Here is a 21,936-nt window from a genome sequence, read left to right as displayed (position 1 = left end):
GACGCCTGAACGGCGCGCGTGATCGACCTCACTACTGGGGAGTAGCCCCCTGGCCGGCAACGGGCCGGGAGAGCAGGTGGTGCGCCGCGGAGGAGAGCACACACCCGGCGAGGGTGGCCGCGCCGACGGCGATGGCGCCCTCGTCGATGACGAGGTCGCCCCGGTGCAGGTCGTAGGTCGGTCCGTCGGGGCGCCGGGTGCCCAGACGGGCCATCGCCCCGGGGACGTGCGTCAGGTACCAGGCGAAGTCCTCGCCCCCGAGGGACTGCGGGGTGGCGGCCACGGTCGCGCCGGCGCCGACGACCGCAGCCGTGAACGCGTCGATGCAGGACGCGTCGTTGACGACCGGCGGGACACCCTTGGTGATGGTGACGTCCGCGGCCACGGCGTAGGGGGCGACGACGGCGTGGACCACCTCGTCGAGCAGCTTCTCCACGCCGTCCCAGGTCTCGACGTCCAGCATCCGCAGGGTGCCGGTGGCCTTGCCCGTGGCCGGGATGACGTTGTGCGCTCCCCCGGTGTGGATCGCGCCCCAGACGAGGGACGCCGCGGCCCGCGGGTCGAGCCGTCGGGACAGCGCCGCCGGCACGTCCGTGACGACCTTCGCGAGCGCGTAGGTGAGGTCCTGCGTCAGGTGCGGACGCGAGGTGTGGCCGCCACGCCCGGTCAGGCTGACCTCGATCTGGTCGGCCGCGGCCGTGATCGGCCCGACACGGAGGCCCACGTGCCCGACGTCGAGGCTCGGGTCACAGTGGAGGGCGAAGATGCGGTCGACGCCGACGATCCCGTCCTGGGCGACGACGTCCTCGGCGCCTCCGGGCATCAGCTCCTCGGCAGGCTGGAACACGAGGCGAGCGCCGACCCCGTGGTCGCGCAGCCGCCCCTCCACCGCCTTGAGCGCCAACGCCGCGCCGAGCAGGGCGGTCGTGTGGACGTCGTGCCCGCAGGCGTGGCTGACCCCGTCGGTGCAGGACGCGAACTCGAGCTCGGTCTGCTCGCGGATCGGCAGCGCGTCGAGGTCCGCGCGCAGGCCGATGCGGATCGTCGGCTCGGGGGCGCCGAGGTCGGCGACGAGCCCGGTCCCCTGCAGCGTGCGGACGGCGATCCCGGCCGCCTGGAGTCGCTCCGCCACGAGCCGGGTCGTGCGCACCTCTGCCCGGCCGAGCTCCGGGTGTCGGTGCAGGTCCCGCCGGAAGTCGATGAGCTCAGCCTCGGTCTCGGTCACGACACGGGAGATCTCGTCGAAGAGCGGGGACATGGTCACGAGCACGAGAGTCTACCGAGAGGATGTCCGGGTCCCGACCGCCGCCGAAGGAGCCCGCATGCCTCAGCTGGCCGCCCTCGTCGAACTCGTCGACCGCGCCCTGCCCTTCGTGACCCTCACGATGGAGTCCTCCCCGGCGACCACGTGGGTCGCCGACATCACCGCTCAGACCGGCGCCGGACAGGATCCGCTCGCGACCTGGCGCCGCGCGTTGGCCGCCCGCCAGGGGTCGGAGGAACGCCCGCACGTCGCCGCCGCCTTCGTCCTCCAGTGGTGGTGCGAAGTGGCGGCCACCCCGCTGGCGTATGCCGCTGAGCTGGCTTCCGTGGTCCTCCTGCCCTCCCCCGCGGGGCTGGGTTTCGAGCTCGCACCGGGGCTGCACCCCGCCCGCCTGGTGCTGCACCCCGGCCACGTCGCCGTGGACGAGCCAGCCGACCGCTCGAGGAAGGCTGCGCTGGAAGCGAGCTCAGCGGCATACCGCGAGGTGGTCAGCGAGGTGGTGCGGGACTACGCGCCCGAGGTGAAGATGAGCAGCCGCCAACGGTGGGGCGTCGTCGACGACGTCTGGCGGCTGGCCGCAGCCCGAGCGGCCGGGGCGGCCGCGCCACGCCGCAGGTCGTGCTGCTTCATCGTCGCGCTCCCCGGGATGCGGCCGTGCGCGACCTGCCCGGGTCAGAAGGTCTCGCGCGGCTGGTAGGTGCCCCAGACCTCGCGCAGGGCGTGCGCGACCTCGCCGCCGGTGGCCTTGGCCCGGAGGGCTTCCTTCATCGGATAGAGCACGTTGTCGGTGCCGCGGGCAGCCGCCTGCAGAGCCGACAGGGCAGCCGCAACGGCGTCGTTGTCCCGCTCGGCGCGCAGCCTCGCAAGGCGGTCCCGCTGGTCGGCCTCGATCTGCGGGTCGACGCGCAGCGGCTCGTAGTGGTCCTCCTGGTCGAGCGTGTATCTGTTGACGCCGACCACGGTCCGCTCGCCCTCGTCGATCTCGAGCTGCACGCGGTAGGCGGAGCGCTCGATCTCGGACTTCTGGAAGCCCTGCTCGATCGCAGCCACGGCTCCCCCGCGGTCCTCGACGGCCTGGATCAGCGCGAGCGCCGCCTCCTCGATCTGGTCCGTCATGGACTCGATGACGTAGGAACCGGCGAACGGGTCGACCGTCTTGGTCACGTCCGTCTCGTAGGCGATGACCTGCTGGGTGCGCAGGGCGAGGCGGGCCGCCTTCTCGGTCGGCAGCGCGATGGCCTCGTCGAAGGAGTTCGTGTGCAGGGACTGGGTGCCGCCGAGCACGGCTCCGAGGCCCTGCAGGGCGACGCGGACGAGGTTGACCTCGGGCTGCTGCGCGGTCAGCTGCACCCCGGCGGTCTGCGTGTGGAACCGGAGCATCTGGCTCTTGGGGTTCTGCGCGCCGAACTGCTCCTTCATGATCCTGGCCCAGATCCGCCGAGCGGCGCGGAACTTCGCAACCTCCTCGAGCAGCGTCGTGCGGGCGACGAAGAAGAAGGACAGGCGCGGTGCGAAGTCGTCGACGTCGAGCCCGGCGGCCTGCGCGGCGCGGACGTACTCCATCGCGTTGGCCAGGGTAAAGGCGATCTCCTGCACGGGCGTCGCACCCGCCTCGGCCATGTGGTAGCCGGAGATGGAGATCGTGTTCCAGCGCGGCATCTCCCGGTGGCAGTAGGCGAAGACGTCGGCGATCAGGCGCAGGCTCTCGCGCGGCGGGTAGATGTAGGTGCCGCGGGCGATGTACTCCTTGAGGACGTCGTTCTGGATCGTGCCGGTCAGCTGGTTGCCGGCGACGCCCTGCTCCTCGGCGACGAGCTGATAGAGCAGCAGCAACGTCGAGCCGGGGGCGTTGATCGTCATGGACGTCGAGATCTTGTCCAGCGGCAGGTCGTTGAACAGGGTGCGCATGTCCTCGATCGAGTCGATCGCCACGCCAACCTTGCCGACCTCGCCGTGCGCGATCGGCTCGTCCGAGTCGTAACCCATCTGCGTCGGCAGGTCGAACGCGACGGAGAGGCCACCGGTGCCCGCCTTGACGAGCTGGTGGTAGCGCTCGTTCGACTCCTTGGCGGTGCCGAAACCGGCGTACTGCCGCATCGTCCACGGCTTGCCCGTGTACATCGTCGGGTAGACACCGCGGGTGAACGGGTAGCTGCCGGGCCGGCCGAGCTTGGCCTCCGGGTCGAAGCCCTCCAGGGCCGAGTCGTCGTAGACCGCCTCGATGGGCAGGTCGGACTCGGAGCGCGCGCCAGTGCTGTCAGCCATGTGCCAGAGGGTAGTGGGGTCGCCCGTCGCGCTGACGGGTGCGGGCGCCGAACGTAGTCGACGTCACGCGGACGTCTCGCGGGTCGGGCAGCCCTTCCACCTCTGCCGTATGCCGCTGGGCCGGCTCCCCGGGTCAAACGTCCTTGCCTGCCCCGGCCTGTCGGGCCAAGGTGAGGACATGGCGGTGATCGAGGTCCGCGACCTCCACAAGTCCTTCGGCCGCACGGTCGCCCTCGACGGCCTCGACCTCAACGTCGAGCGCGGGGAGATCCACGGTTTCCTCGGCCCCAACGGCGCCGGCAAGTCGACGACACTCCGGATCCTGCTCGGTCTGGTGCGCGCCGACGGCGGGTCGGCCACCGTGCTCGACGGGGATCCCTGGCACGACGTCGAGACGCTGCACCGCCGGCTCGCCTACGTGCCGGGGGACGTCGTGCTCTGGCCCAACCTCACCGGCGGCGAGGTCATCGACCTGCTCGGCTCGCTCCGCGGCGGCCTCAACGAGACCCGGCTCGCGGAGCTGCTCGATCGTTTCCAGCTCGACCCGACGAAGAAGGGACGCTCCTACTCGAAGGGCAACCGGCAGAAGGTCGCCCTCGTCGCAGCCCTCGCGTCGGACGTGGAGCTGCTCCTCCTCGACGAGCCGAGCTCCGGCCTCGACCCGCTGATGGACGCGGAGTTCCGCCGGTGCGTCCGGGACTTCACGGCGAACGGCGGCACCGTGCTCCTGTCGAGCCACATCCTCAGCGAGGTCGAGGCACTCGGCGACCGGGTCAGCATCATCCGCGCCGGGCGCAACGTCGAGTCGGGGGCCATCGACGAGCTGCGGCGGCGCTCACGGACCACGGTCGAGGCGACCCTCGAGACGCCCGTCGACCCTGCCGAGCTGCTGTCCGCGCCGGGCGTGACTGACGTCGTGGTGGCGGGCGATCGCGTCACCTGCGCCGTCGAGACCGCCCACCTCGGGGAGCTGCTCGCGCGGCTCGGCGGCCACGGCATCACCGGGCTGACGAGCCAGCCACCGACGCTCGAGGACCTCTTCATGGACCAGTACCGCGACGAACACCGCGACGAACACCGCGACGAACACCGGGGCGAACACCGGGGCGGCGAGGCGACGGTGGGCCGTCGATGACCGGACTGGCCGGAACCGGGACCCTGCTGCGACTGGCACTGCGCAGGGACCGCGTGCTGCTGCCCACGAGCATCCTCGCCGTCGTCGGCCTCGTGACCGCCGCAGCGCGGGCCACGATCGACCTCTATCCCGACGCCGGCCTGGCCGTCGCCGCGATGGCGGAGGCGCTGTCCAATCCGGCAGTCGTCGCGCTCTACGGTCCCATCTCGGACCCCTCTTCGTTGGACTCGCTGGCGACCTTCAAGACGGTGCTGCTCGGCGCCGTCTTCCTGGTGCTCCTGGTCTACGTGGTGGTCCGACGGCACACCCGGACCGAGGAGGAAGAGGGCCGGCTCGAGCTGCTCGGCGGCGGCGTCGTGGGCCGGCGGGCCCCGCTCGCAGCGGCCGTGGTCCTCGCCACGGCCGCCGTGCTCATCACGACCCTGCTCGTGACTGCCGCCTCGGTGCAGGTGGGGCTCGACGATCGCGGGTCGGTGGCCCTGGGTGTCGCCTGGGCCACGGCGGGGCTGACGTGGGTCGGGGTCACCGCGGTCGCCGCCCAGCTCTCCGGGACCGCCCGCGGTGCGGCCGGCTTCGCCCTCGGCACGCTCGCCCTCGCCTACGTCGTCCGGGTCATCGGCGACGGCGCCGCGGAGGGCAGTCCAGCCAGGCTGCTCAGCTGGCTCTCGCCGTTGGGCTGGGTCGTGAAGGTGCAGGCCTACGGCGCCAACCGGCTCTGGGTCGGCGTCCTCGGCGTCGCCGCCTACGTCATCCTCGTCGCCCTCGCCTTCGTGCTGCTCGAACGCCGCGACCTCGGAGCGGGGATCCTCGCCAGCCGAACCGGTCCGGCCCGCGGTCGCCTGCACAGCGTCGGCGCCCTCGCCCGACGGCTGGCGACGGGGACCGTGGCCGGGTGGGTGATCGGCGTCTCCGTGCTCGCCACCGTCATGGCCTCCGTCGCCCCCAACGTCGAGACCTTCCTCAGCGGCTCGGACATCAAGGACCTGCTGACCCGCTTCGGGGGATCGGCCGGGACCCTCATCGACACCTTCTTCGCCACCGAGCTCGGGTTCGCCGGCGTCGCCGTGTCGGCACTGGGGATCGCCCTCATCCTGCGGCTCCGATCCGAGGAGACCGCGGGCCGGACCGAGCCCGTGCTGGCCACCCGCACCACCCGGATCCGCTGGGCGCTCAGCCACCTGCTCGTCGCCCTGGCGGCCACCGCGCTCGTCCTGGCCGTCATGGGCCTCGTCCTCGGCGTCGTGCGCGGTGGCCAGGTCGACGATGTGCCCGGCGAGGTCGCGAGCCTCGGTGGCGCGGCCCTGTCCCGGCTGCCCGCGGTCTGGGTCTGTCTCGGGGTGGCCCTGGCCTTCGTCGGGCTCGCACCGCGGTGGACCGGCTTCGCCTGGGGCGTGCTCCTGACGTTCTTCGCGCTCGGGGAGTTCGGCGAGCTGTTGGAGCTCCCGGACTGGCTGGTGCAGCTCTCCCCCTTCGCCCACCTGCCGACGCTGCCCGGGGGCCAGCCGGAGTGGGCACCCCTGGTGTGGCTCACCCTCGTGGCCGCAGCGCTCGTCGGCGCGGGCCTCTACGGGATCCGCAGGCGCGACATCGGCTGAGCCGGCGCGTGGGTCGGGCCGCTACGGTTACCGCCATGACCACGATGGACGACTTCTGGGCCGTCATCCCGGCGGGTGGCGCAGGGACCAGGCTGTGGCCGCTGTCCCGCCGCACCTCCCCCAAGTTCCTGCACGACCTGACCGGGTCGGGGCAGTCCCTGCTCCGGGCCACCTGGGAGCGCCTGTCGGGGCTCGCCGGCGACCGCATCATGGTCGTCACCGGACAGCCGCACGCCGACGCCGTCCGCGCCCAGCTGCCGATGCTCCATCTCGACGCCGTCGTGGCCGAGCCGAGCCCGCGGGACTCGATGCCGGCCATCGGGCTCGCTGCGGCCATCCTCGAGCGGCGCGATCCGGAGGCCGTTCTCGGCTCGTTCGCCGCCGACCACGTCATCACCGAGGTCGACGCGTTCGCCTCTGCGGTGCGCGAGGCCGTCGTCCTGGCTCGACAGGGCGATCTCGTCACCATCGGGGTCGAGCCGACCCACGCCGCAACCGGGTTCGGTTACATCCGCGAGGGAGAACCACTGGGTGTGGCGGGGGCCGAGTCCGGCCGACGCGTCCGCGAGTTCGTCGAGAAGCCGGACGCCGCCACCGCTCAGCAGTACGTCGACTCGGGCGAGTTCCGCTGGAACGCAGGAATGTTCGTGGTCGGCGCCACGACCCTCCTCGAGCTCCTTGCCGAGACCCACCCTGATCTCACCGCCAACCTGCGCATCATCGCCAGCGACCCGCGGCGGATGCACGACCTCTGGCCCACCCTGCCCAAGGTCGCCATCGACCATGCCGTCGCCGAGCCGGCGGCCGCCGCAGGCCGCGTGGCCATGGTGCCCGCCTCGTTCGGCTGGAACGACATCGGCGACTTCGCTTCTCTGGCAACGATCCTCGCCGAGGCTGACGGCGCCCCGCCGTTGCGCGTCATCGCTGGTGAGGACGACGTCGTGGCCATCGACTCCACCGGGCTCGTCGCTGCGGACAGCGGGCGAACAGTGGCCGTCGTCGGGCTCGACGACATCGTCGTCATCGACACGGCTGACGCATTGCTCGTGACGACGATGGCGAGGTCGCAGGACGTCAAGAAGGTCGTCGAGGAGCTCCAGCAGCGAGGTCGCACCGACCTCACCTGACGGGGCGACCCGACGGCTCGCTCAGTCGCGCCCGTAGATGTCGCGGGTGTAGACCTTGTCGGCGACGTCCGCCAGGTCGTCCGAGTGCCGGTTGGCGACGATGACGTCGGCCTCGGCCTTGAAGGCGTCCAGGTCCCGCACGACGCGCGAACGGTAGAAGTCGTCGGTCTCCAGGGACGGCTCGTAGACGATGACCTCGACGCCCTTGGCCTTGATTCGCTTCATGATCCCCTGGATGCTCGAGCTGCGGAAGTTGTCCGAGCCCTCCTTCATGACGAGGCGGTACATCCCGACCACCTTCGGCTCCCGGCGCAGGATGTCCCGCGCGATGAAGTCCTTGCGGGTCGTGTTGGAGTCGACGATCGAGCGGATCAAGGTCTGCGGCACCTGGTCGTAGTTGGCCAGCAGCTGCTTGGTGTCCTTGGGCAGGCAGTAGCCGCCGTAGCCGAAGGACGGGTTGTTGTAGTGCGAACCGATGCGCGGGTCGAGACCCACGCCCTCGATGATCGCCTTCGCGTCGAGCCCGTGCATCGCCGCATACGTGTCGAGCTCGTTGAAGTAGGCCACGCGCATCGCGAGGTAGGTGTTGGCGAAGAGCTTGGTCGCCTCGGCCTCGGTCGGGTGGGTCAGCAGGACGGGGATGTCCGTGTCCTCGGCGCCCTCGACGAGCAGGTCGGCGAACTGCTTCGCCTCGGCGGACAGATCACCGACGATGATCCGACTCGGGTGCAGGTTGTCCCACAGCGCGCGCCCCTCCCGGAGGAACTCCGGCGAGAAGATGATCCGCGCGCCCGGGTGCTCCTTGCGAAGACGCTCGGTGAAGCCGACCGGGACGGTCGACTTGATCACGACCGCAGCGGCGGGGGCGAGGCTGCGGACGTCGGCGATGACGGACTCGACGGACTTCGTGTTGAAGTAGTTGGTCGCCGGGTCGTAGTCCGTGGGCGTGGCCACGACGACGAACGACGCACCTGCGTAGGCGTCCGCCGGGTCCACGGTGGCGCGCAGGTCCAGCTCCCGCTCGGCGAGGTACTGCTCGAGCTCGGCATCGACGATCGGTGAGCGCCGGTCGTTGACCAGCCCGACCCGATGGGCGTCCAGGTCCAGGGCCACCACCTCGTTGTGCTGGGCGAGGATGACGGCGTTGGAGAGGCCCACGTAACCGAGGCCGGCGACTGCGATCTTCACACCGGACACCTTAGACGGTGGGTGACGCAGGGGCACCCGGGCGCGAGGGCAGCGGGAGCGAGCCCAGCGGCATACGGCCGGGTGAACTGACGTCACCAGAGCGTCACGCAACTGACCCCGTGACGTCGCCCCCGCCTCACCTGCCCTCGGGACGGTGGAGAGGTGCGAGTCGCGATCGTCACCGAGTCGTTCCTGCCGAGCCTCAACGGTGTGACCACCAGCGTCTGCCACGTGGCCGACCACCTCCGCGCCCGCGGGCACGACGTCCTGATCATCGCGCCGCGCGCCAGAGAGACGACGCCCGACACCTACCACGGGATCCCGGTGCACCGGATCACCTCGCTGCCGTTCCGGCAGTTCGACGTCGGCCTGCCGAGCGGCGAGATCGAGGACATCCTCGCCGAGGCCGGACCCGACGTGGTCCACGTGGCCAGCCCGTTCGTCATCGGCGCCCGCGGCCTGCGCGCCGCGGCTCGCCTCGACCTGCCGACCGTCGCGATCTTCCAGACGGACATGGCCGGCTACGTGCGGCAGCACACGCCGGGCTCGGCCGGCAACGCGACGGCCAGGACGACGTGGCGCTGGATCCGGCGCATCCACTCGTGGGCCGACCTCACTCTCGCGCCCTCGACAGAGGCGCTCGCCGACCTGCGTGCCCACGGCGTCCCCCGCACCCAGCTGTGGGGACGCGGCGTGGACACCTCCCTCTACTCCCCCGCCTGGCGCGCCGACGCGCTGACCCGCGCATTGCGGAGAGAGCTCGCCCCCGACGGCGAGCGCCTCATCGGCTACGTCGGTCGCCTGGCTCCGGAGAAGGAGCTCGAGCGTCTCGCCGAGCTCGCCGACGTGCCGCACAGCCGGCTCGTCATCGTGGGCGACGGCCCGTCACGGCTGGCCGTGGGCGAATTGCTCACCGAGGCCGTCGCGACGTCGCCCGGGCGGCCCAACCGCCCACCGGTCTTCCTCGGGCCGCGGCAGGGAGAGGAACTGGCGCGGGCCTACGCCGCGCTCGACCTCTTCGTCCACACCGGCACGAGGGAGACGTTCGGCCAGACGATCCAGGAAGCGGGCGCCTCGGGGTTGGCCGTCGTCGCGCCACGCGCGGGCGGCCCCATCGACCTCGTGGACGATGGCGTGAACGGCTACCTCTTCGACCCCGGTCCGCCGGGGGCGCTCCGCGAGGCCGTATGCCGCTCACTCTCCTCCCCGGGTCACCTGGCCGAGCTGGGTGGGCAGGGTCTCGAGCGAGTGCGCGAGCGGTCGTGGGGCGCAGTGGTCGACCGCCTCGTGGAGCACTACGAGACGGTGGCCGAGCAGCGCCTCGCCGTGGCTGCCTGAGTGGTGGAAATTGTCACACTCGCGCGTTTACCGGCGGGTAGGATTCTGGCGGCTGGGGCGCGGCGATATGGTGCCCCCCGTGGCCACCAACACTCTCCCAAGGACGGGACCCGCCTCGGCGCGCCGCACGACTGTGTTCCTCAAGATGGTCATGGCCGTGTCCGGTGCGCTCTTCGTGCTCTACGTCCTCCTGCACATGTACGGCAACCTCAAGATCTTCTCCGGTGTCGAGGCCTTCGACCACTACGCCGAGAGCCTGCGGACCCTCTTGACCCCGATCCTCCCGGTCGGTGGCGTCCTCTGGCTGCTCCGCGCCCTGCTCATCGTCTCGGTCGTCGCGCACGTGTGGGCGGCGGCGCAGCTGTGGCGCCGAGCCAACGGCGCCCGCAGCAACCGTTACTTCGCCAAGGAGGCCGCGCGCGCCGCGCTGACGTCCAAGGCGATGCGCTGGGGCGGCATCGCCCTGCTGCTCTTCGTCATCTGGCACCTGCTCCAGTTCACGATCGTCAAGTTCAACGTCGGTCCGGACGCCGCCGCGGGCAACAGCGTGGGCGCCCTGGTCATCAGCAGCTTCCAGGTGTGGTGGGTCGCGCTCATCTACCTGCTCGCCATGATCGCGCTCGGCATGCACCTCTACCACGGTGTCTTCAGCGCCAGCCAGACGCTCGGGTGGTCCACGACGGCCAAGGCGCGGGCCCGCGCCCGGGCGACGGCGACCGTCATCGCCCTCGTGGTGGCCGTCGGCTTCATCCTGCCGCCGCTCGCCATTCTCTTCGGAATCGTCAAGGGGAACTGACCGATGACCCAGCAGACCTCAGGCCTGATCCACGGCCTCTACGCCGAGGGCGATCCGATCCAGGACACCAAGGCACCCGCCGGCCCCATCGCCGACCGGTGGAACACCCGCAAGTTCGAGTCCGCGCTCGTCAACCCGGCCAACCGGCGCAAGCTGTCGGTCATCATCGTCGGCACCGGCCTCGCCGGTGGCGCGGCCGCCGCGACGCTCGGCGAGGCCGGCTACCACGTGAAGTCCTTCTGCTACCAGGACTCGCCGCGCCGCGCCCACTCGATCGCCGCCCAGGGCGGCATCAACGCCGCCAAGAACTACAAGGAGGACGGCGACTCCACGTTCCGTCTCTTCTACGACACGGTCAAGGGCGGTGACTACCGCTCCCGCGAGTCGAACGTCTACCGGCTCGCCGAGGTCAGCGCCAACATCATCGACCAGTGCGTCGCCCAGGGCGTCCCCTTCGCCCGGGAGTACGGCGGCCTCCTCGACAACCGCTCCTTCGGCGGCGTCCAGGTGTCCCGCACGTTCTACGCGCGCGGCCAGACGGGCCAGCAGCTCCTCATCGGCGCCTACCAGGCACTCGAGCGTCAGGTGGCCGCCGGCACCGTCGAGATGTACAGCCGCCACGAGATGCTCGAGGTCATCGTCGCCGACGGGCGGGCCCGCGGCATCATCGCCCGCGACCTCGTGACGGGTGAGGTGGAGACCCACCTCGCCGACGTCGTGGTCCTCGCGACCGGCGGCTACGGCAACGTCTTCTTCCTCTCGACCAACGCGATGGGCTCCAACGTCACGGCGACGTGGCGGGCGCACCGCAAGGGTGCCTACTTCGGCAACCCCTGCTACACGCAGATCCACCCGACGTGCATCCCCGTCGCCGGTGAGCACCAGAGCAAGCTGACGCTGATGTCGGAGTCGCTGCGCAACGACGGTCGGATCTGGGTGCCCAAGCGGGCCGAGGACTGCGACAAGGACCCGCGCGAGATCCCCGAGGAGGACCGCGACTACTACCTGGAGCGGATCTACCCGAGCTTCGGCAACCTGGTCCCCCGCGACATCGCCTCGCGCGCCGCGAAGTACGTCTGCGACGAGGGCCGCGGCGTCGGCCCGAAGGTCGGCGACTTCCGCCGGGGCGTCTACCTCGACTTCACCGACGCGCTGCGCCGGATGAGCAAGGAAGCCGTCGCGGAGAAGTACGGCAACCTGCTCGACATGTACCAGCGGATCACGGGTGAGAACCCCTACGAGGTGCCGATGCGCATCTACCCCGCGGTGCACTACACGATGGGCGGCCTCTGGGTCGACTACGACCTCCAGTCCTCGATCCCGGGTCTCTTCGTCGCGGGTGAGGCGAACTTCAGCGACCACGGCGCCAACCGTCTCGGCGCCTCGGCCCTCATGCAGGGCCTGGCCGACGGCTACTTCGTCCTGCCCAACACGATCCGCGACTACCTCGCCAAGGGCCCGTTCGAGAAGCTGGACGACTCGCACGAGGCCGTCGTCGAGGCCAAGGCCTCCGTCGACGCCCGGATCGCCAAGCTCCTCGAGATCAACGGCGACCGCACGGTCGACTCGTTCCACCGTGAGCTCGGCAACATCATGTGGGAGTACTGCGGCATGGAGCGCACGGAGGAGGGCCTGCTCAAGGCCATCGACCTCATCCGTGCCCTGCGCGACGAGTTCTGGCGCAACGTGCGCGTGCTCGGCGCGGCCGACACCCTCAACCAGAGCCTCGAGAGGGCCGGCCGGGTCGCCGACTTCCTCGAGCTCGGTGAGCTGATGTGCATCGACGCCCTGCACCGCCGCGAGTCCTGCGGTGGGCACTTCCGGGCCGAGAGCCAGACCGAGGACGGCGAGGCGCTGCGTCACGATGACGAGTTCGCCTACGTCGCGGCCTGGGAGTGGGGCGGCGACAACGGCGGCGCCCCGATCCTGCACAAGGAAGACCTCGTCTACGAATTCGTCGAGATGAAGCAGCGGAGCTACAAGTGACCGGTATGAACCTCACCCTCAAGATCTGGCGCCAGGCAGGGCCTCGTGCCAAGGGCGAGATGGTGACCTACCCGGTCACGGACATCTCCCCCGACATGTCGTTCCTCGAGATGCTCGACGTCCTCAACGAGCAGCTCACGGCGCGCGGCGAGGAGCCGATCGCCTTCGACTCGGACTGCCGCGAGGGCATCTGCGGCATGTGCGGCCTGATGATCTCGGGCAAGGCGCACGGCCCCGAGGTGACGACGACGTGCCAGCTGCACATGCGCTCGTTCTCCGACGGTGACGAGATCACCGTGGAGCCGTGGCGCGCCGACGCCTTCCCCGTCATCAAGGACCTCGTCGTCGACCGCGAGGCCTTCGACCGGATCATCCAGGCGGGCGGCTTCATCAGCGCCAACACCGGCGCGGCGCCCGAGGCCCACTCGGTGCCAGTGCCCAAGCCGAAGGCCGACCGCTCGTTCATGGCCGCTGCGTGCATCGGCTGTGGCGCGTGCGTCGCCGCGTGCCCGAACGCCTCGGGCATGCTCTTCCTGGGCGCCAAGATCACGCACCTCGGCGAGCTCCCCCAGGGCCAGCCGGAGCGGGACGCCCGCGTCGTCGCCATGGTCAACCAGCACGACCACGAGGGCTTCGGCGGGTGCACCAACATCGGCGAGTGCTCGCTGGCGTGTCCCAAGGAGATCCCGCAGGACGTGATCAACCAGCTCAACCTGGACCTGCGTCGGGCGCTGACCCACGGCCACTGAGGCTGCCGCAGTCGACGAGGCCCGCCCCCTTCCCGGGGGCGGGCCTTCGTCATGTCGTCGTATGCCGCTGGGCCGGCCCCCTGCCCGACGCTAGGGTGTGCGCCGTGAGCTCGCAGCCGGCACCGACGCGGCGCATCGACTCGATCGATGGGTTGCGGGCCCTGGCGTTCCTCTCGGTGTTCGCCTTTCACACCTGGGAGTTCGCCGGGCGCCCCTACGTCCCGGTGATCTCGTCGGTGGTCGGGCAGAACATCCGGCCGGACTTCTTCGTCGTGCTCACTGGCTTCGTGCTCTACCTGCCGTTCGCACGCGACGGTTCCCGCCTCGACAGCTTCGCGACCCGGTCGTACCTGACGCGCAGGCTCCGTCGGATCGTCCTGCCGTACTACGCCGCTCTCGCGTTCGCCGTCGCGCTGCCGCAGGGGCTGGTCATCCTCATGCGCCTGCTCGGTCGGGACGCCTCGTGGCAGCCCTGGCCGAGTGCTGGCGACCTGGTGAGCCACCTGACCTTCACGCACCTGTTCTTCGTCGACCACTGGGACGGGATCAACGGCAGCCTCTGGACGATGTCGCTCGAGATGCAGCTCTACCTGCTCTTTCCGCTCCTCGTCCTGGCGATCCACCGCTGGGGGGTGCGTGCCCTGCTCGGCGCCATCGTGGTCGCCGTGCTCTTCCGGGTCGGTGTCGCCGTCGCCGTCGACGGGCCGCGATTCCCCGACGAGTTCCTCTGGGGCGCGTCCGGGCTGGGACGGCTCATGGAGTTCGCGGCCGGCATGGGTGCCGCGGTGCTCGCCTTCCGAGCCCGACCCGACCTGGGCCGGCTGAGGACGGCCGGCCTCGCGCTGGGCGCCCTCTGCTCCTACTGGGTCGCCACGGCCCGTTGGCCCATCTCCGAGGTGCTGCCCCTCCGGGAGCTCGGCCTGGGCGCCCTGTTCGCCGCCGTCGTCATCCTGACCCTGCGCACCGGTCTGTCACGGGTCGTCAGTGTGCTGCCGCTGCGCTGGGTCGGCCTCAGAGCTTACAGCCTCTTCCTCGTGCACCAGCCCGTCGCGTGGTACCTCAGCGAGGCCATGACCAAGTTCGGCGGTCTGGAGCAGGGAACCGGGCTGTTGGCCGTCCTGTGGACCGTCGGGCTGGTGGTCGTCGTCGCCGTCGGCCTCGTCCTCTGGCTGACCGTCGAGCAGCCGTGCATCCGGTGGGCCCGTGCGGTGCCGCAGCGCAGACCCGCGCCGCTCGACGCCGTCGGCGCCGAGTCCAGACCCCGCCAAGGAGAACCCGCATGAGCCCGACCTGCGGGGACCGCGTCGGGCCGCGGTCGGTCCGCAGGGCCTCCCGCCGCTCCGCGCCCGTGGCCGCCGCCATGGCGGTGGTCGCGACGCTGGCCGCGGCCCTCGTCGCTGGTGCTGCCGCGCAGGCCTCTGTCGTGCGGCCGTCGGAGGGCCGCACGCCCGCGTGCGAGGAGTGGCAGACGATCACCCAGGTGCCAGTGCCAGGCGTCGCCCGGCCCTCCTCAGGGTCGGCGACAGGCACACCCAAGCCACGCACCACTCCCGTGTGCCGCAACGCGCCACCACGGCCCTTCCCGCAGCCCGCGTGGGCGCCGGAGAGCGTCGTCGGCGGTCCCCGTCTCGCCGCCACCGGAGTCGTCGTCGACCTCCCGCCCGGAGTGGCACCCCCGCCCAAGGTCCGGGACCTCGCCTACGTCGTCGCTGACCTCGACTCGGGTCAGGTCCTCGCCGCCAAGTCTCCGCATGCCTGGCTGCGCCCTGCCAGCACCCTGAAGACGCTGACCGCGCTGACGTTGATCCCGCGCCTGGAGCCCGCGCGCCGCGTCCTGGCCGGGCCCGAGCACGAGGCCGCGAACGGGACCCGGGTTGGCATCCTCGCGGGCAACCGCTACCCGGTCGGCAAGCTCTTCGACGCCCTGCTGCTGACCTCCGCGAACGACGCGGCCTACCTGCTGGCCGACGCGGCCGGCGGCTATGACGCCACGGTGGCCCTGATGAACGAGACCGCCGTCGGTCTGGGTGCGCACGACACCGTCGTCGTCGACCCGAGTGGTCTCGACGAGGAGGGGCAGCGGTCGAGTGCCTATGACCTTGCGCTCGTCGGCCGGGCCGCGATGAGCATCCCGGAGTTCCGTCGCTACGTGGTCAAGCCCCACGTGATGTTCCCGGGCGGGAAGAACAAGGCCACCGGCACCGTCTATCCGGCGTTCCAGATCCAGAACATCAACGACCTGCTCCGGCACTACGCGGGCGCTGTCGGGATCAAGCCGGGCCGCACCAACCGGGCGCAGCACACCTTCATCGGCGCCGCCACCAGAGACGGCCGAACGCTCATCGTGACGCAGCTGGGCAGCACCACCGGTGACTGGGAGGACACCGCCGCACTGCTCGACTGGGGCTTCGCCCACGCCGACGCGGTGGCCCCCGTGGGCGTCCTCGTCGAGCCGGGGCAGGCGCCGCCACCCAGTCGCGCAGCCAGCACCCCCGCGACCCCGTCCACGATGCCCTCGGGCGCCGCGGACGCCGTCGTCGCACCGGCGCCGTCCGCGTCGGGGCCGGCGCCCGGCGGGGCGGCTTCCGGACCCGTCGCCGAACGCACCGCGGCCGGCGTCGCCGCTTGGGCCGTGACGGCGCTCGCCGCCGCCGTCGTGCTGGGCCTGCTCCTGATCGCGCGGCGACACGGGTGGCGGAGGTCCAGCCGGTCGCGTGAGCTGCGCTAGGGTCCCACCGTGCAGCGGCTGACGAAGGTCCCCGCGCCGCTCGTCCCGGCGGCCCTCGGCACCCTGGCGACGCTGCTCTTCGTCCGCGTCACACCACCCGGGCAGCCCTACGACGAGCCGGCCCACTGGTCCAACGTGGTGTTCTACGCGACGCGCCACCGGATGCCCGTTCTCGGCGAGCAGGGGACGCAGTACGAAGCGCAGATGGGCCCTGCGTACTACGCGCTGAGTGCCCTGATCTCCGGCACCCCGGGGGCGGGCACGGACGAAGGTCGCTTCTGGGCCGTCCGGGTCGCCTGGGTCCTGCTGATCCCGCTCCTCGTGGTGCTGACGGCTCAGACCGCCGCCGCGCTCGGAGCCCCACGACGCACGCAGTTCCTCGCCGCTGCGCTCGTCGCCGTCAACCCCCTCATGCTCGCCATGGGCTCGACCGTGCAGAACGACTATCTCGCCATCGTGGCGGCCACCGCCGCAGTGCTCCTCGGCGCCCGCCTGTTGCGTGTGGTGCAGGCCCCGTGGTGGCGGCACGCCCTCCTCGGCGTGGTCATCGGCCTCGCGATCCTCGTCAAGGTGGTCGCCCTGGCCTTACTTGGAGCCGTCCTGCTCACCCACGCGCTGCGCACCGATGCCCCGCTGCGAGATCGCGTCACCCAGGCCGTCGCCACGGCCGTCGGCGTCGCAGCCGCGTCCGGTTGGTGGTTCGTGCGCAACCTGTCCCTCTACGGCGACCTCACCGGCGCCCAGGGGATCGACACGCTCGGGATCTCGTTCCCGCCGATGCGGCTGACGAGTCCGGAGCAGACCATGACCTGGCTCGGATCCATCGTGTCCTACGCCTTCATCCCGGTGGAGTACTACCGCAACACCGTCAACGCCCCGGTCGCCCTCGAGGCGCTCGCCGTCGCGGCAGCCGTGGCGGCGCTGGTCATCGTGGGCCGGGCCCTGCTGCGACGCGGGGCCGCGCGCCCCCCTCTCGCTCGACGGCTCCGCAGCGACCCCGCCCGCCTCCTCGTCGTCTCCGTGCTCGTCATGACCGCCGTGGCCTACCTCGCCTACGCGCTCGCCGTCGCCTGGATCGCGGCGCGGTTGCTCTTCCTCGCCGCACCACTCGCCGCTGTCGCCGTGTCGCTGGCTGCCCGCGACCGAAACGGCACGGCGCTCCTCACTGGCATCCTCACCGCCTTCGTCGTCGTCGACGTCTGGCTGCTGGTGAGCCTGGCTGGCCTGCCGCGGGCGGAGTACTGGATCTTCTGACCGGAGACCCGGTCAGGAGCGACGAGCCCGCCGGAGGGCACCCACTGCCAGTGCCCCCACGGCACCCAGCACGGCACCCGCGAGCGCCGAGACCCGATCACCCGCGCGAGTGGACGCCGCAGCGGGACGGAGCTCAGCGGCATACGACTGGAGGGTTGTCCTCGAGGCCATCGGTGCGCCGCTCGCCTGGTGGTCCGCCTGCTCGTCGGCGAGCCGTGCGACGTCGACGTCGTTGGCCGCCCACGCGGAGGCGAGCAGCACGACGCGAGACATGAGGTTGAGCCAGAAGAGCAGCCCCACGGCCACGGCCACGGCACCGAGCAGCGGGTTCGCGGTGGCTCGCTCGATGAGGACGCCACCGAAGTACTTCATCGCGGTGAGCAGGACGGCCCCGACGATCGCGCCGTTGCGGACATTGGCCCACGGCAATGGCACACCGGACAGCATCCGGATCAGGACGACCATGAGCAGCGAGTCGAAGACGACGCCGATGAGCAGGCCGACGACGGTGATGAGCACGGCGTTGCCGCCGACGCCGACCCAACCGGCGATCTGTACCGCGAGGCCGCCCACCACGCTCGTCATGATCGCCGAGAGGGCGATCCCGAGCCCGAGCGTCAGCAGGACGCCGAGGTCGCGCAGCTTGGAGGTCAGGAAGTTGCCGGGGCTCGCGTCGAGGCCGAAGACGCCGCGGATGCCGGTGCGCAGAGCGCTGATCCAGCCGAGACCTGAGAAGAGCAACGTGATGAGGGAGACGATGCCCGTGATGGTCAGGGTCGAGCTCTGTGGCGCCGAGAGGCTGATGATGCCGTCCGGGTTGCGCTCCGTGCGCACCATGCCCGGCAGGTAGCCGTTGAGCGAGTCCGCGATCGTCGCGAGCAGGTCCGGGCGGCCCTGGAGGACGAAACCGAAGACGGTAAAGGCCAGCGCCAGCGCCGGGAAGATCGAGAAGAAGGCGAAGTAGCCGACGCCCGCTGCGAGCAGGTCACCGTTGGCGTCTCCGTAGCGTTTCCAGGCGCGGTAGGGGGCCGATGCCTTCAGCTGCGCGAGCTGCTTCGAGAACGCCATGCGGTGTCAGCCTCCTTGGCCGGCGCCCTGAAGGATGAAGTCGTGCTTGGGGCGCCACACCTGGTCACTACCCAGGACGTAGAGGTGGAAGGCATCCACGGTGAACGCCACCTGGAAACCGGCGAGCTCCTCGAAGGCCTGGTCCAGCTGGTCGGGACCGACGTTGTGGGCGACGGTGACGTGCGGATGGTAGTAGAAGTCGAGGTTGCGGCTGATCGGGCCGCAGCGGAGCGCCGTCTCGAGACGCTCGCAGGCCGAGACGCCCTGCGCCACCTGGATGTAGACGACGTCCGAGATCGGCCGGAAGGTCCCGGTCCCGCGCAGGACCACCTCGAACGGCTGCCGCTCGGTCGCGACCTGCTTGCAGTGGGCGATGAACTCCTCGTAGACGCCTTCGTCCACCGGAGTGGGTGGCAGCAAGGTGATGTGCGCGGGGATCCGCCACGCTGCTGGGTCACCGAACGCCGCCCGGCGTTCCTGCAGGAACTCGCCGTGCGGTGACGGGATCGGGATCGAGACACCGATCGTCGTTGGTTCGGTCACAGTCGAACCGTACCGTTTGCGGTGCAACGATCAACGGCAGGGACGACGCGTGCGCACCGCCCCACCCGCCCGCAGGGTCACAGTCCGCGCTTGAGCGCCGGCAGCAGACCGACCCGGTCGTAGACGCGCCGGACCGTGGCCTCCGCCACCTCGGCCGCCCGCTCCGCTCCGTCCGCGAGGATGGCGTCCAGCTGCGCGGGGTCCTGGAGCAGCTCGAGGACCCGGTCACGGAAGGGCGTGATCGCACCCACCACGACGTCCGCGACCTCCTTCTTCAGGTCGCCGTAGCCCCTGCCCTCGAAGGAAGCCTCGAGCTGCGGGATGGGGACGCCCGACAGGGCGTGATGGATCGAGAGGAGGTTGGAGACACCGGGCTTGGCCGCCGGGTCGTAGCGGATCTCGCGCTCCGCATCAGTCACGGCCGACCGGATCTTCTTGGCGATCCGGGACGGGTCCTCCAGGAGCGAGATGAGACCGGCGTCGCTCGCGGCCGACTTGCTCATCTTGGCCGACGGGTCCTGCAGGTCCTGGATCTTGGCGATCTCGCGGATGATGTGCGGCTCCGGAATGACCAGCGTCTCCCCGAACCGCTGGTTGAAGCGTCCGGCGAGGTCACGGGAGAGCTCGAGGTGCTGGCGCTGGTCCTCGCCCACGGGAACGACGGCAGGGTCGTAGATGAGGATGTCCGCCGCCATGAGGATCGGATAGGTGAAGAGGCCGACATTGGCAACAGCACCCTTGGCCGTCTTGTCCTTGAACTGCGTCATCCGGCTCGCCTCGCCGAAACCGGTGAGCGTCGAGAGCACCCAGGCGAGCTCGGTGTGCTGGGCCACGTGGCTCTGCACGAAGAGAACCGAACGCGCCGGGTCCACTCCACCCGCGATGAACTGGGCAGCCGTAGCCCGGGTCCGCTCCCGCAGGACAGCCGGGTCGGGGAAGACGGTGAGGGAGTGCAGATCCGCGACGAAGTAGAAGGCGTCGTGCGACTCCTGCAGCTTCACCCACTCGACGAGCGCACCGATGTAGTTGCCGAGGTGCAGAGAGTCGCTCGTCGGCTGCATTCCGGAGAGGCTGCGGGGCTGGTGGCTCGAGGGCATGGGTGCATTCTGGCCCATCGTCGGGGGTCCTCCGAAACCGCGTCCGACCGCGCGTCAGAGGTCGTAGTCGACGACGACAGGGGCGTGGTCGCTCCAGCGTCCGGCGTAGCTCTCCGCGCGCCCGACCGTCGCGGACCGAGCCAGGGCCGCGAGGGGCCCACTCGCCAGCTGGTAGTCGATCCGCCATCCGGCGTCGTTGTCGAAGGCCTTGCCGCGCCACGACCACCAGGTGTAGGGGCCGGGCCCCGGTCCGTGGAGAGCGCGGTGCACGTCCACCCAGGACAGCTCGTCGAACCAACGGTCGAAGTAGGCCCGCTCCTCAGGGAGAAAGCCTGACTTCTTGAGGTTGCCCTTCCAGTTCTTCAGGTCGTCCTCGCGGTGCGCCACATTGAGGTCGCCGGTCACGAGCATGAGCTCGCCCGATGCGGCGGCGCGCTGCATCCGGCTCGTCATGGCGTCGAGGAAGAGGTACTTCTCCACCTGGCGAGGGGTGCCCGCTTCGCCCGTGTGCACGTAGGTCGAGGCCACCGTGACCGCGCCCGTCGGCGTGGCGATGTCGACCTCGATCCAGCGCCCCGTCTCGCCGAAGGCCCCGTCCACCCCGACTCGCACCGCAGCGTAGGGCTCCCGGGACGCGACCGCCACGCCCGCACGGCCCTTGGCGCCACCCTCGGTGTGCGCCACGTGCCAGTGGCCCAGGCCCGCCTCCACCAAGGCCTTGGCGAGCTCGGCATCGCCGGCTCGAACCTCCTGCAGGCACAGGACATCCGGTGCGGCGGCCGTGATCCAGGCGGCGGCGCCGCGCCGGATCGCGGCCCGGATGCCGTTGACGTTGGCGGTGATGACACGCATGGCCGTCATTCTGCCGGTCGCTCGCGTCCGACGGGACCGCGCCACCAGCCCTGGGCGGGCGGCGGTCGCTCGCGGCGGCCGCACCATCGGCGACATAGACTCCGCAACGTGCCACCGACTGCGCTCGCTCTCGCCCCGGTCGTCCTCGCGGTCGTGCTCGCCGTCGCAGCCCTGGGCAAGCTCAGGGCGCCGACGCGCTCAGCCGACGCCCTGGTGGCGCTGAACGTGCCGCGGTGGCTGCGGGCCCGGCGGCTCGTCCTGGCGCACCCCTGGGGGGAGCTCCTGCTCGCCGTCGGCCTGGTACTCGCCACAGGATGGGTCGGCACGGGCGTCGCCGTCGCGGCCGCCATCCTCTTCGCCGGCTACCTCTATCTGATCGCGCGAGCCGCAACCCAGCCCGAGCCCGTCGACTGTGACTGCTTCGGGTCGCTCGCCGCCGGTCCAGTGACGCATCTCACTGTGGTGCGCAACGTCTGGTACGTCGTCCTCGCAGGCCTCGCGATCTGGGCCCACAGCACTGGTCTGATCGTCACGAGAGGCCTGGCAGCCCAGGACTGGTGGTGGGTCGCAGGCGCCGCCGCAGTGGCCGTGACGGTCGCCCTGACGATGCAGGGCCAGGGCGCCACCGCCCCCGAGCAGGAGCCGGCTCTCGACGCGCAGGACGCCGAGGACTACGTGCGGACGCCGACGCCGGCCGTTCTGGTGACTCGCGGAGATGGCAGCGAGGTCACCCTCCGGGACCTCAGCGCCGGGCGGGCCCAGCTCCTGCTCTTCGTGTCACGCACGTGTGGGTGGTGCAGCGAGGTTGTCGCGCAGGCTCCGGCCTGGCAGGCGGACCTCCCCCAGCTCGATGTGCGGCTCGTGTACTCGAAGCGGTCGGAGAACGGCGCCGACCCCGAGTCGACGCTCTACGACGAGCGGTCCTGGGCCCGGCAGTCATGCGGCATCTCG

Annotated in this window: 19 protein-coding genes; 12 read left to right on the top strand and 7 right to left on the bottom strand. The window is 71.0% G+C overall.

The annotated features are described in order from the left end of the window. Positions 1 to 31: 31 nt before the first annotated feature. The gene (locus OO014_RS14345; RefSeq protein WP_272463015.1) at positions 32 to 1,258 is read right to left on the bottom strand and encodes an amidohydrolase; all 1,227 of its coding nucleotides are present in this window, start codon (positions 1,256 to 1,258) and stop codon (positions 32 to 34) included. A 64-nt stretch (positions 1,259 to 1,322) separates the two neighbouring features. Here OO014_RS14345 and OO014_RS14340 point away from each other — a divergent pair, with 64 nt between their 5' ends. Continuing rightward, complete coding sequence (locus tag OO014_RS14340; RefSeq protein ID WP_272463008.1) at positions 1,323 to 1,961, top strand: hypothetical protein; 639 nt, start codon at positions 1,323 to 1,325, stop codon at positions 1,959 to 1,961. Here the strand turns inward: OO014_RS14340 and OO014_RS14335 are convergent. Further along, on the bottom strand, positions 1,937 to 3,529 hold the full coding sequence (locus OO014_RS14335; RefSeq protein ID WP_272463007.1) for an acyl-CoA mutase large subunit family protein: 1,593 nt from the start codon (positions 3,527 to 3,529) through the stop codon (positions 1,937 to 1,939). The genes OO014_RS14340 and OO014_RS14335 overlap by 25 nt on opposite strands. 178 nt (positions 3,530 to 3,707) lie before the next feature. Between OO014_RS14335 and OO014_RS14330 the strand changes: the two genes are divergently transcribed. The 3 genes from OO014_RS14330 to OO014_RS14320 are packed head-to-tail and all read left to right on the top strand — an operon-like array spanning position 3,708 to position 7,386. Next, entirely contained in the window at positions 3,708 to 4,664 is a 957-nt protein-coding gene (locus OO014_RS14330; protein WP_272463006.1) for an ABC transporter ATP-binding protein, read from the top strand. Next, on the top strand, positions 4,661 to 6,259 hold the full coding sequence (locus OO014_RS14325) for an ABC transporter permease (RefSeq protein ID WP_272463005.1): 1,599 nt from the start codon (positions 4,661 to 4,663) through the stop codon (positions 6,257 to 6,259). The genes OO014_RS14330 and OO014_RS14325 overlap by 4 nt, the downstream gene beginning before the upstream one ends. 35 nt (positions 6,260 to 6,294) lie before the next feature. Beyond that, complete coding sequence (locus OO014_RS14320) at positions 6,295 to 7,386, top strand: mannose-1-phosphate guanylyltransferase (protein WP_272463004.1); 1,092 nt, start codon at positions 6,295 to 6,297, stop codon at positions 7,384 to 7,386. 21 nt (positions 7,387 to 7,407) lie between these two features. Here the strand turns inward: OO014_RS14320 and OO014_RS14315 are convergent, their stop codons facing one another. Continuing rightward, a complete protein-coding gene (locus OO014_RS14315) occupies positions 7,408 to 8,574 on the bottom strand; it encodes a nucleotide sugar dehydrogenase (protein ID WP_272463003.1) in 1,167 nt (388 codons plus the stop codon). Positions 8,575 to 8,736: 162 nt separating this feature from the next. Between OO014_RS14315 and OO014_RS14310 the strand changes: the two genes are divergently transcribed. The 7 genes from OO014_RS14310 (at position 8,737) to OO014_RS14280 (ending at position 17,425) form a co-directional block, all read left to right on the top strand. Beyond that, the gene (locus OO014_RS14310) at positions 8,737 to 9,912 is read left to right on the top strand and encodes a glycosyltransferase family 4 protein (RefSeq protein ID WP_272463002.1); all 1,176 of its coding nucleotides are present in this window, start codon (positions 8,737 to 8,739) and stop codon (positions 9,910 to 9,912) included. A gap of 79 nt (positions 9,913 to 9,991) precedes the next feature. Then, positions 9,992 to 10,708 carry a succinate dehydrogenase cytochrome b subunit gene (locus OO014_RS14305; protein ID WP_420485519.1) on the top strand — a complete coding sequence of 239 codons (717 nt, stop codon included), beginning with the start codon at positions 9,992 to 9,994 and terminating at the stop codon, positions 10,706 to 10,708. Positions 10,709 to 10,711: 3 nt separating this feature from the next. After that, positions 10,712 to 12,694: a fumarate reductase/succinate dehydrogenase flavoprotein subunit gene (locus tag OO014_RS14300; protein WP_272463000.1), complete on the top strand. Its 1,983-nt coding sequence runs from the start codon at positions 10,712 to 10,714 to the stop codon at positions 12,692 to 12,694. Positions 12,695 to 12,699: 5 nt separating this feature from the next. After that, positions 12,700 to 13,443, top strand: a complete 744-nt coding sequence (locus tag OO014_RS14295; RefSeq protein WP_272462999.1) for a succinate dehydrogenase/fumarate reductase iron-sulfur subunit — start codon at positions 12,700 to 12,702, stop codon at positions 13,441 to 13,443. A gap of 104 nt (positions 13,444 to 13,547) precedes the next feature. Then, positions 13,548 to 14,726: an acyltransferase family protein gene (locus OO014_RS14290; protein ID WP_272462998.1), complete on the top strand. Its 1,179-nt coding sequence runs from the start codon at positions 13,548 to 13,550 to the stop codon at positions 14,724 to 14,726. Beyond that, complete coding sequence (locus tag OO014_RS14285; protein ID WP_272462997.1) at positions 14,723 to 16,171, top strand: D-alanyl-D-alanine carboxypeptidase family protein; 1,449 nt, start codon at positions 14,723 to 14,725, stop codon at positions 16,169 to 16,171. The genes OO014_RS14290 and OO014_RS14285 overlap by 4 nt, the downstream gene beginning before the upstream one ends. A 9-nt stretch (positions 16,172 to 16,180) precedes the next feature. After that, positions 16,181 to 17,425 carry a phospholipid carrier-dependent glycosyltransferase gene (locus OO014_RS14280; protein WP_272462996.1) on the top strand — a complete coding sequence of 415 codons (1,245 nt, stop codon included), beginning with the start codon at positions 16,181 to 16,183 and terminating at the stop codon, positions 17,423 to 17,425. A 12-nt stretch (positions 17,426 to 17,437) separates the two neighbouring features. Here the strand turns inward: OO014_RS14280 and OO014_RS14275 are convergent, their stop codons facing one another. The 4 genes from OO014_RS14275 to OO014_RS14260 all read right to left on the bottom strand — a co-directional run bounded on the left by OO014_RS14275 (position 17,438) and on the right by OO014_RS14260 (position 20,985). Next, positions 17,438 to 18,493: a YihY/virulence factor BrkB family protein gene (locus OO014_RS14275; RefSeq protein WP_272462995.1), complete on the bottom strand. Its 1,056-nt coding sequence runs from the start codon at positions 18,491 to 18,493 to the stop codon at positions 17,438 to 17,440. Positions 18,494 to 18,499: 6 nt separating this feature from the next. After that, positions 18,500 to 19,036, bottom strand: coding sequence for a 2'-5' RNA ligase family protein (locus OO014_RS14270; protein ID WP_272462994.1), 537 nt, complete (start codon positions 19,034 to 19,036; stop codon positions 18,500 to 18,502). 77 nt (positions 19,037 to 19,113) lie between these two features. Further along, on the bottom strand, positions 19,114 to 20,151 hold the full coding sequence (gene trpS, locus OO014_RS14265; protein ID WP_272462993.1) for a tryptophan--tRNA ligase: 1,038 nt from the start codon (positions 20,149 to 20,151) through the stop codon (positions 19,114 to 19,116). A gap of 36 nt (positions 20,152 to 20,187) precedes the next feature. Beyond that, positions 20,188 to 20,985, bottom strand: coding sequence for an exodeoxyribonuclease III (locus tag OO014_RS14260; RefSeq protein WP_334685049.1), 798 nt, complete (start codon positions 20,983 to 20,985; stop codon positions 20,188 to 20,190). 108 nt (positions 20,986 to 21,093) lie between these two features. Between OO014_RS14260 and OO014_RS14255 the strand changes: the two genes are divergently transcribed. After that, on the top strand, positions 21,094 to 21,936 hold an 843-nt coding region (locus tag OO014_RS14255; RefSeq protein WP_272462991.1), incomplete at its 3' end, for a MauE/DoxX family redox-associated membrane protein.

Source organism: Intrasporangium calvum, from assembly GCF_028446585.1.
Taxonomy (GTDB): Bacteria; Actinomycetota; Actinomycetes; order Actinomycetales; family Dermatophilaceae; genus Intrasporangium; species Intrasporangium calvum_A.
This window is presented reverse-complemented; position numbering and strand designations above follow the sequence as displayed.

What these genes read in the sequence shown, in the direction of transcription:
- trpS (WP_272462993.1), bottom strand. Translation starts at nt 20,151, where the DNA reads ATGGGCCAGAATGCACCCATGCCCTCGAGCCACCAGCCCCGCAGCCTC.
- OO014_RS14275 (WP_272462995.1), bottom strand. Translation starts at nt 18,493, where the DNA reads ATGGCGTTCTCGAAGCAGCTCGCGCAGCTGAAGGCATCGGCCCCCTAC.
- OO014_RS14335 (WP_272463007.1), bottom strand. Translation starts at nt 3,529, where the DNA reads ATGGCTGACAGCACTGGCGCGCGCTCCGAGTCCGACCTGCCCATCGAG.
- OO014_RS14260 (WP_334685049.1), bottom strand. Translation starts at nt 20,985, where the DNA reads ATGCGTGTCATCACCGCCAACGTCAACGGCATCCGGGCCGCGATCCGG.
- OO014_RS14285 (WP_272462997.1), top strand. Translation starts at nt 14,723, where the DNA reads ATGAGCCCGACCTGCGGGGACCGCGTCGGGCCGCGGTCGGTCCGCAGG.
- OO014_RS14325 (WP_272463005.1), top strand. Translation starts at nt 4,661, where the DNA reads ATGACCGGACTGGCCGGAACCGGGACCCTGCTGCGACTGGCACTGCGC.
- OO014_RS14330 (WP_272463006.1), top strand. Translation starts at nt 3,708, where the DNA reads ATGGCGGTGATCGAGGTCCGCGACCTCCACAAGTCCTTCGGCCGCACG.
- OO014_RS14295 (WP_272462999.1), top strand. Translation starts at nt 12,700, where the DNA reads ATGAACCTCACCCTCAAGATCTGGCGCCAGGCAGGGCCTCGTGCCAAG.
- OO014_RS14300 (WP_272463000.1), top strand. Translation starts at nt 10,712, where the DNA reads ATGACCCAGCAGACCTCAGGCCTGATCCACGGCCTCTACGCCGAGGGC.
- OO014_RS14320 (WP_272463004.1), top strand. Translation starts at nt 6,295, where the DNA reads ATGACCACGATGGACGACTTCTGGGCCGTCATCCCGGCGGGTGGCGCA.
- OO014_RS14340 (WP_272463008.1), top strand. Translation starts at nt 1,323, where the DNA reads ATGCCTCAGCTGGCCGCCCTCGTCGAACTCGTCGACCGCGCCCTGCCC.
- OO014_RS14345 (WP_272463015.1), bottom strand. Translation starts at nt 1,258, where the DNA reads ATGTCCCCGCTCTTCGACGAGATCTCCCGTGTCGTGACCGAGACCGAG.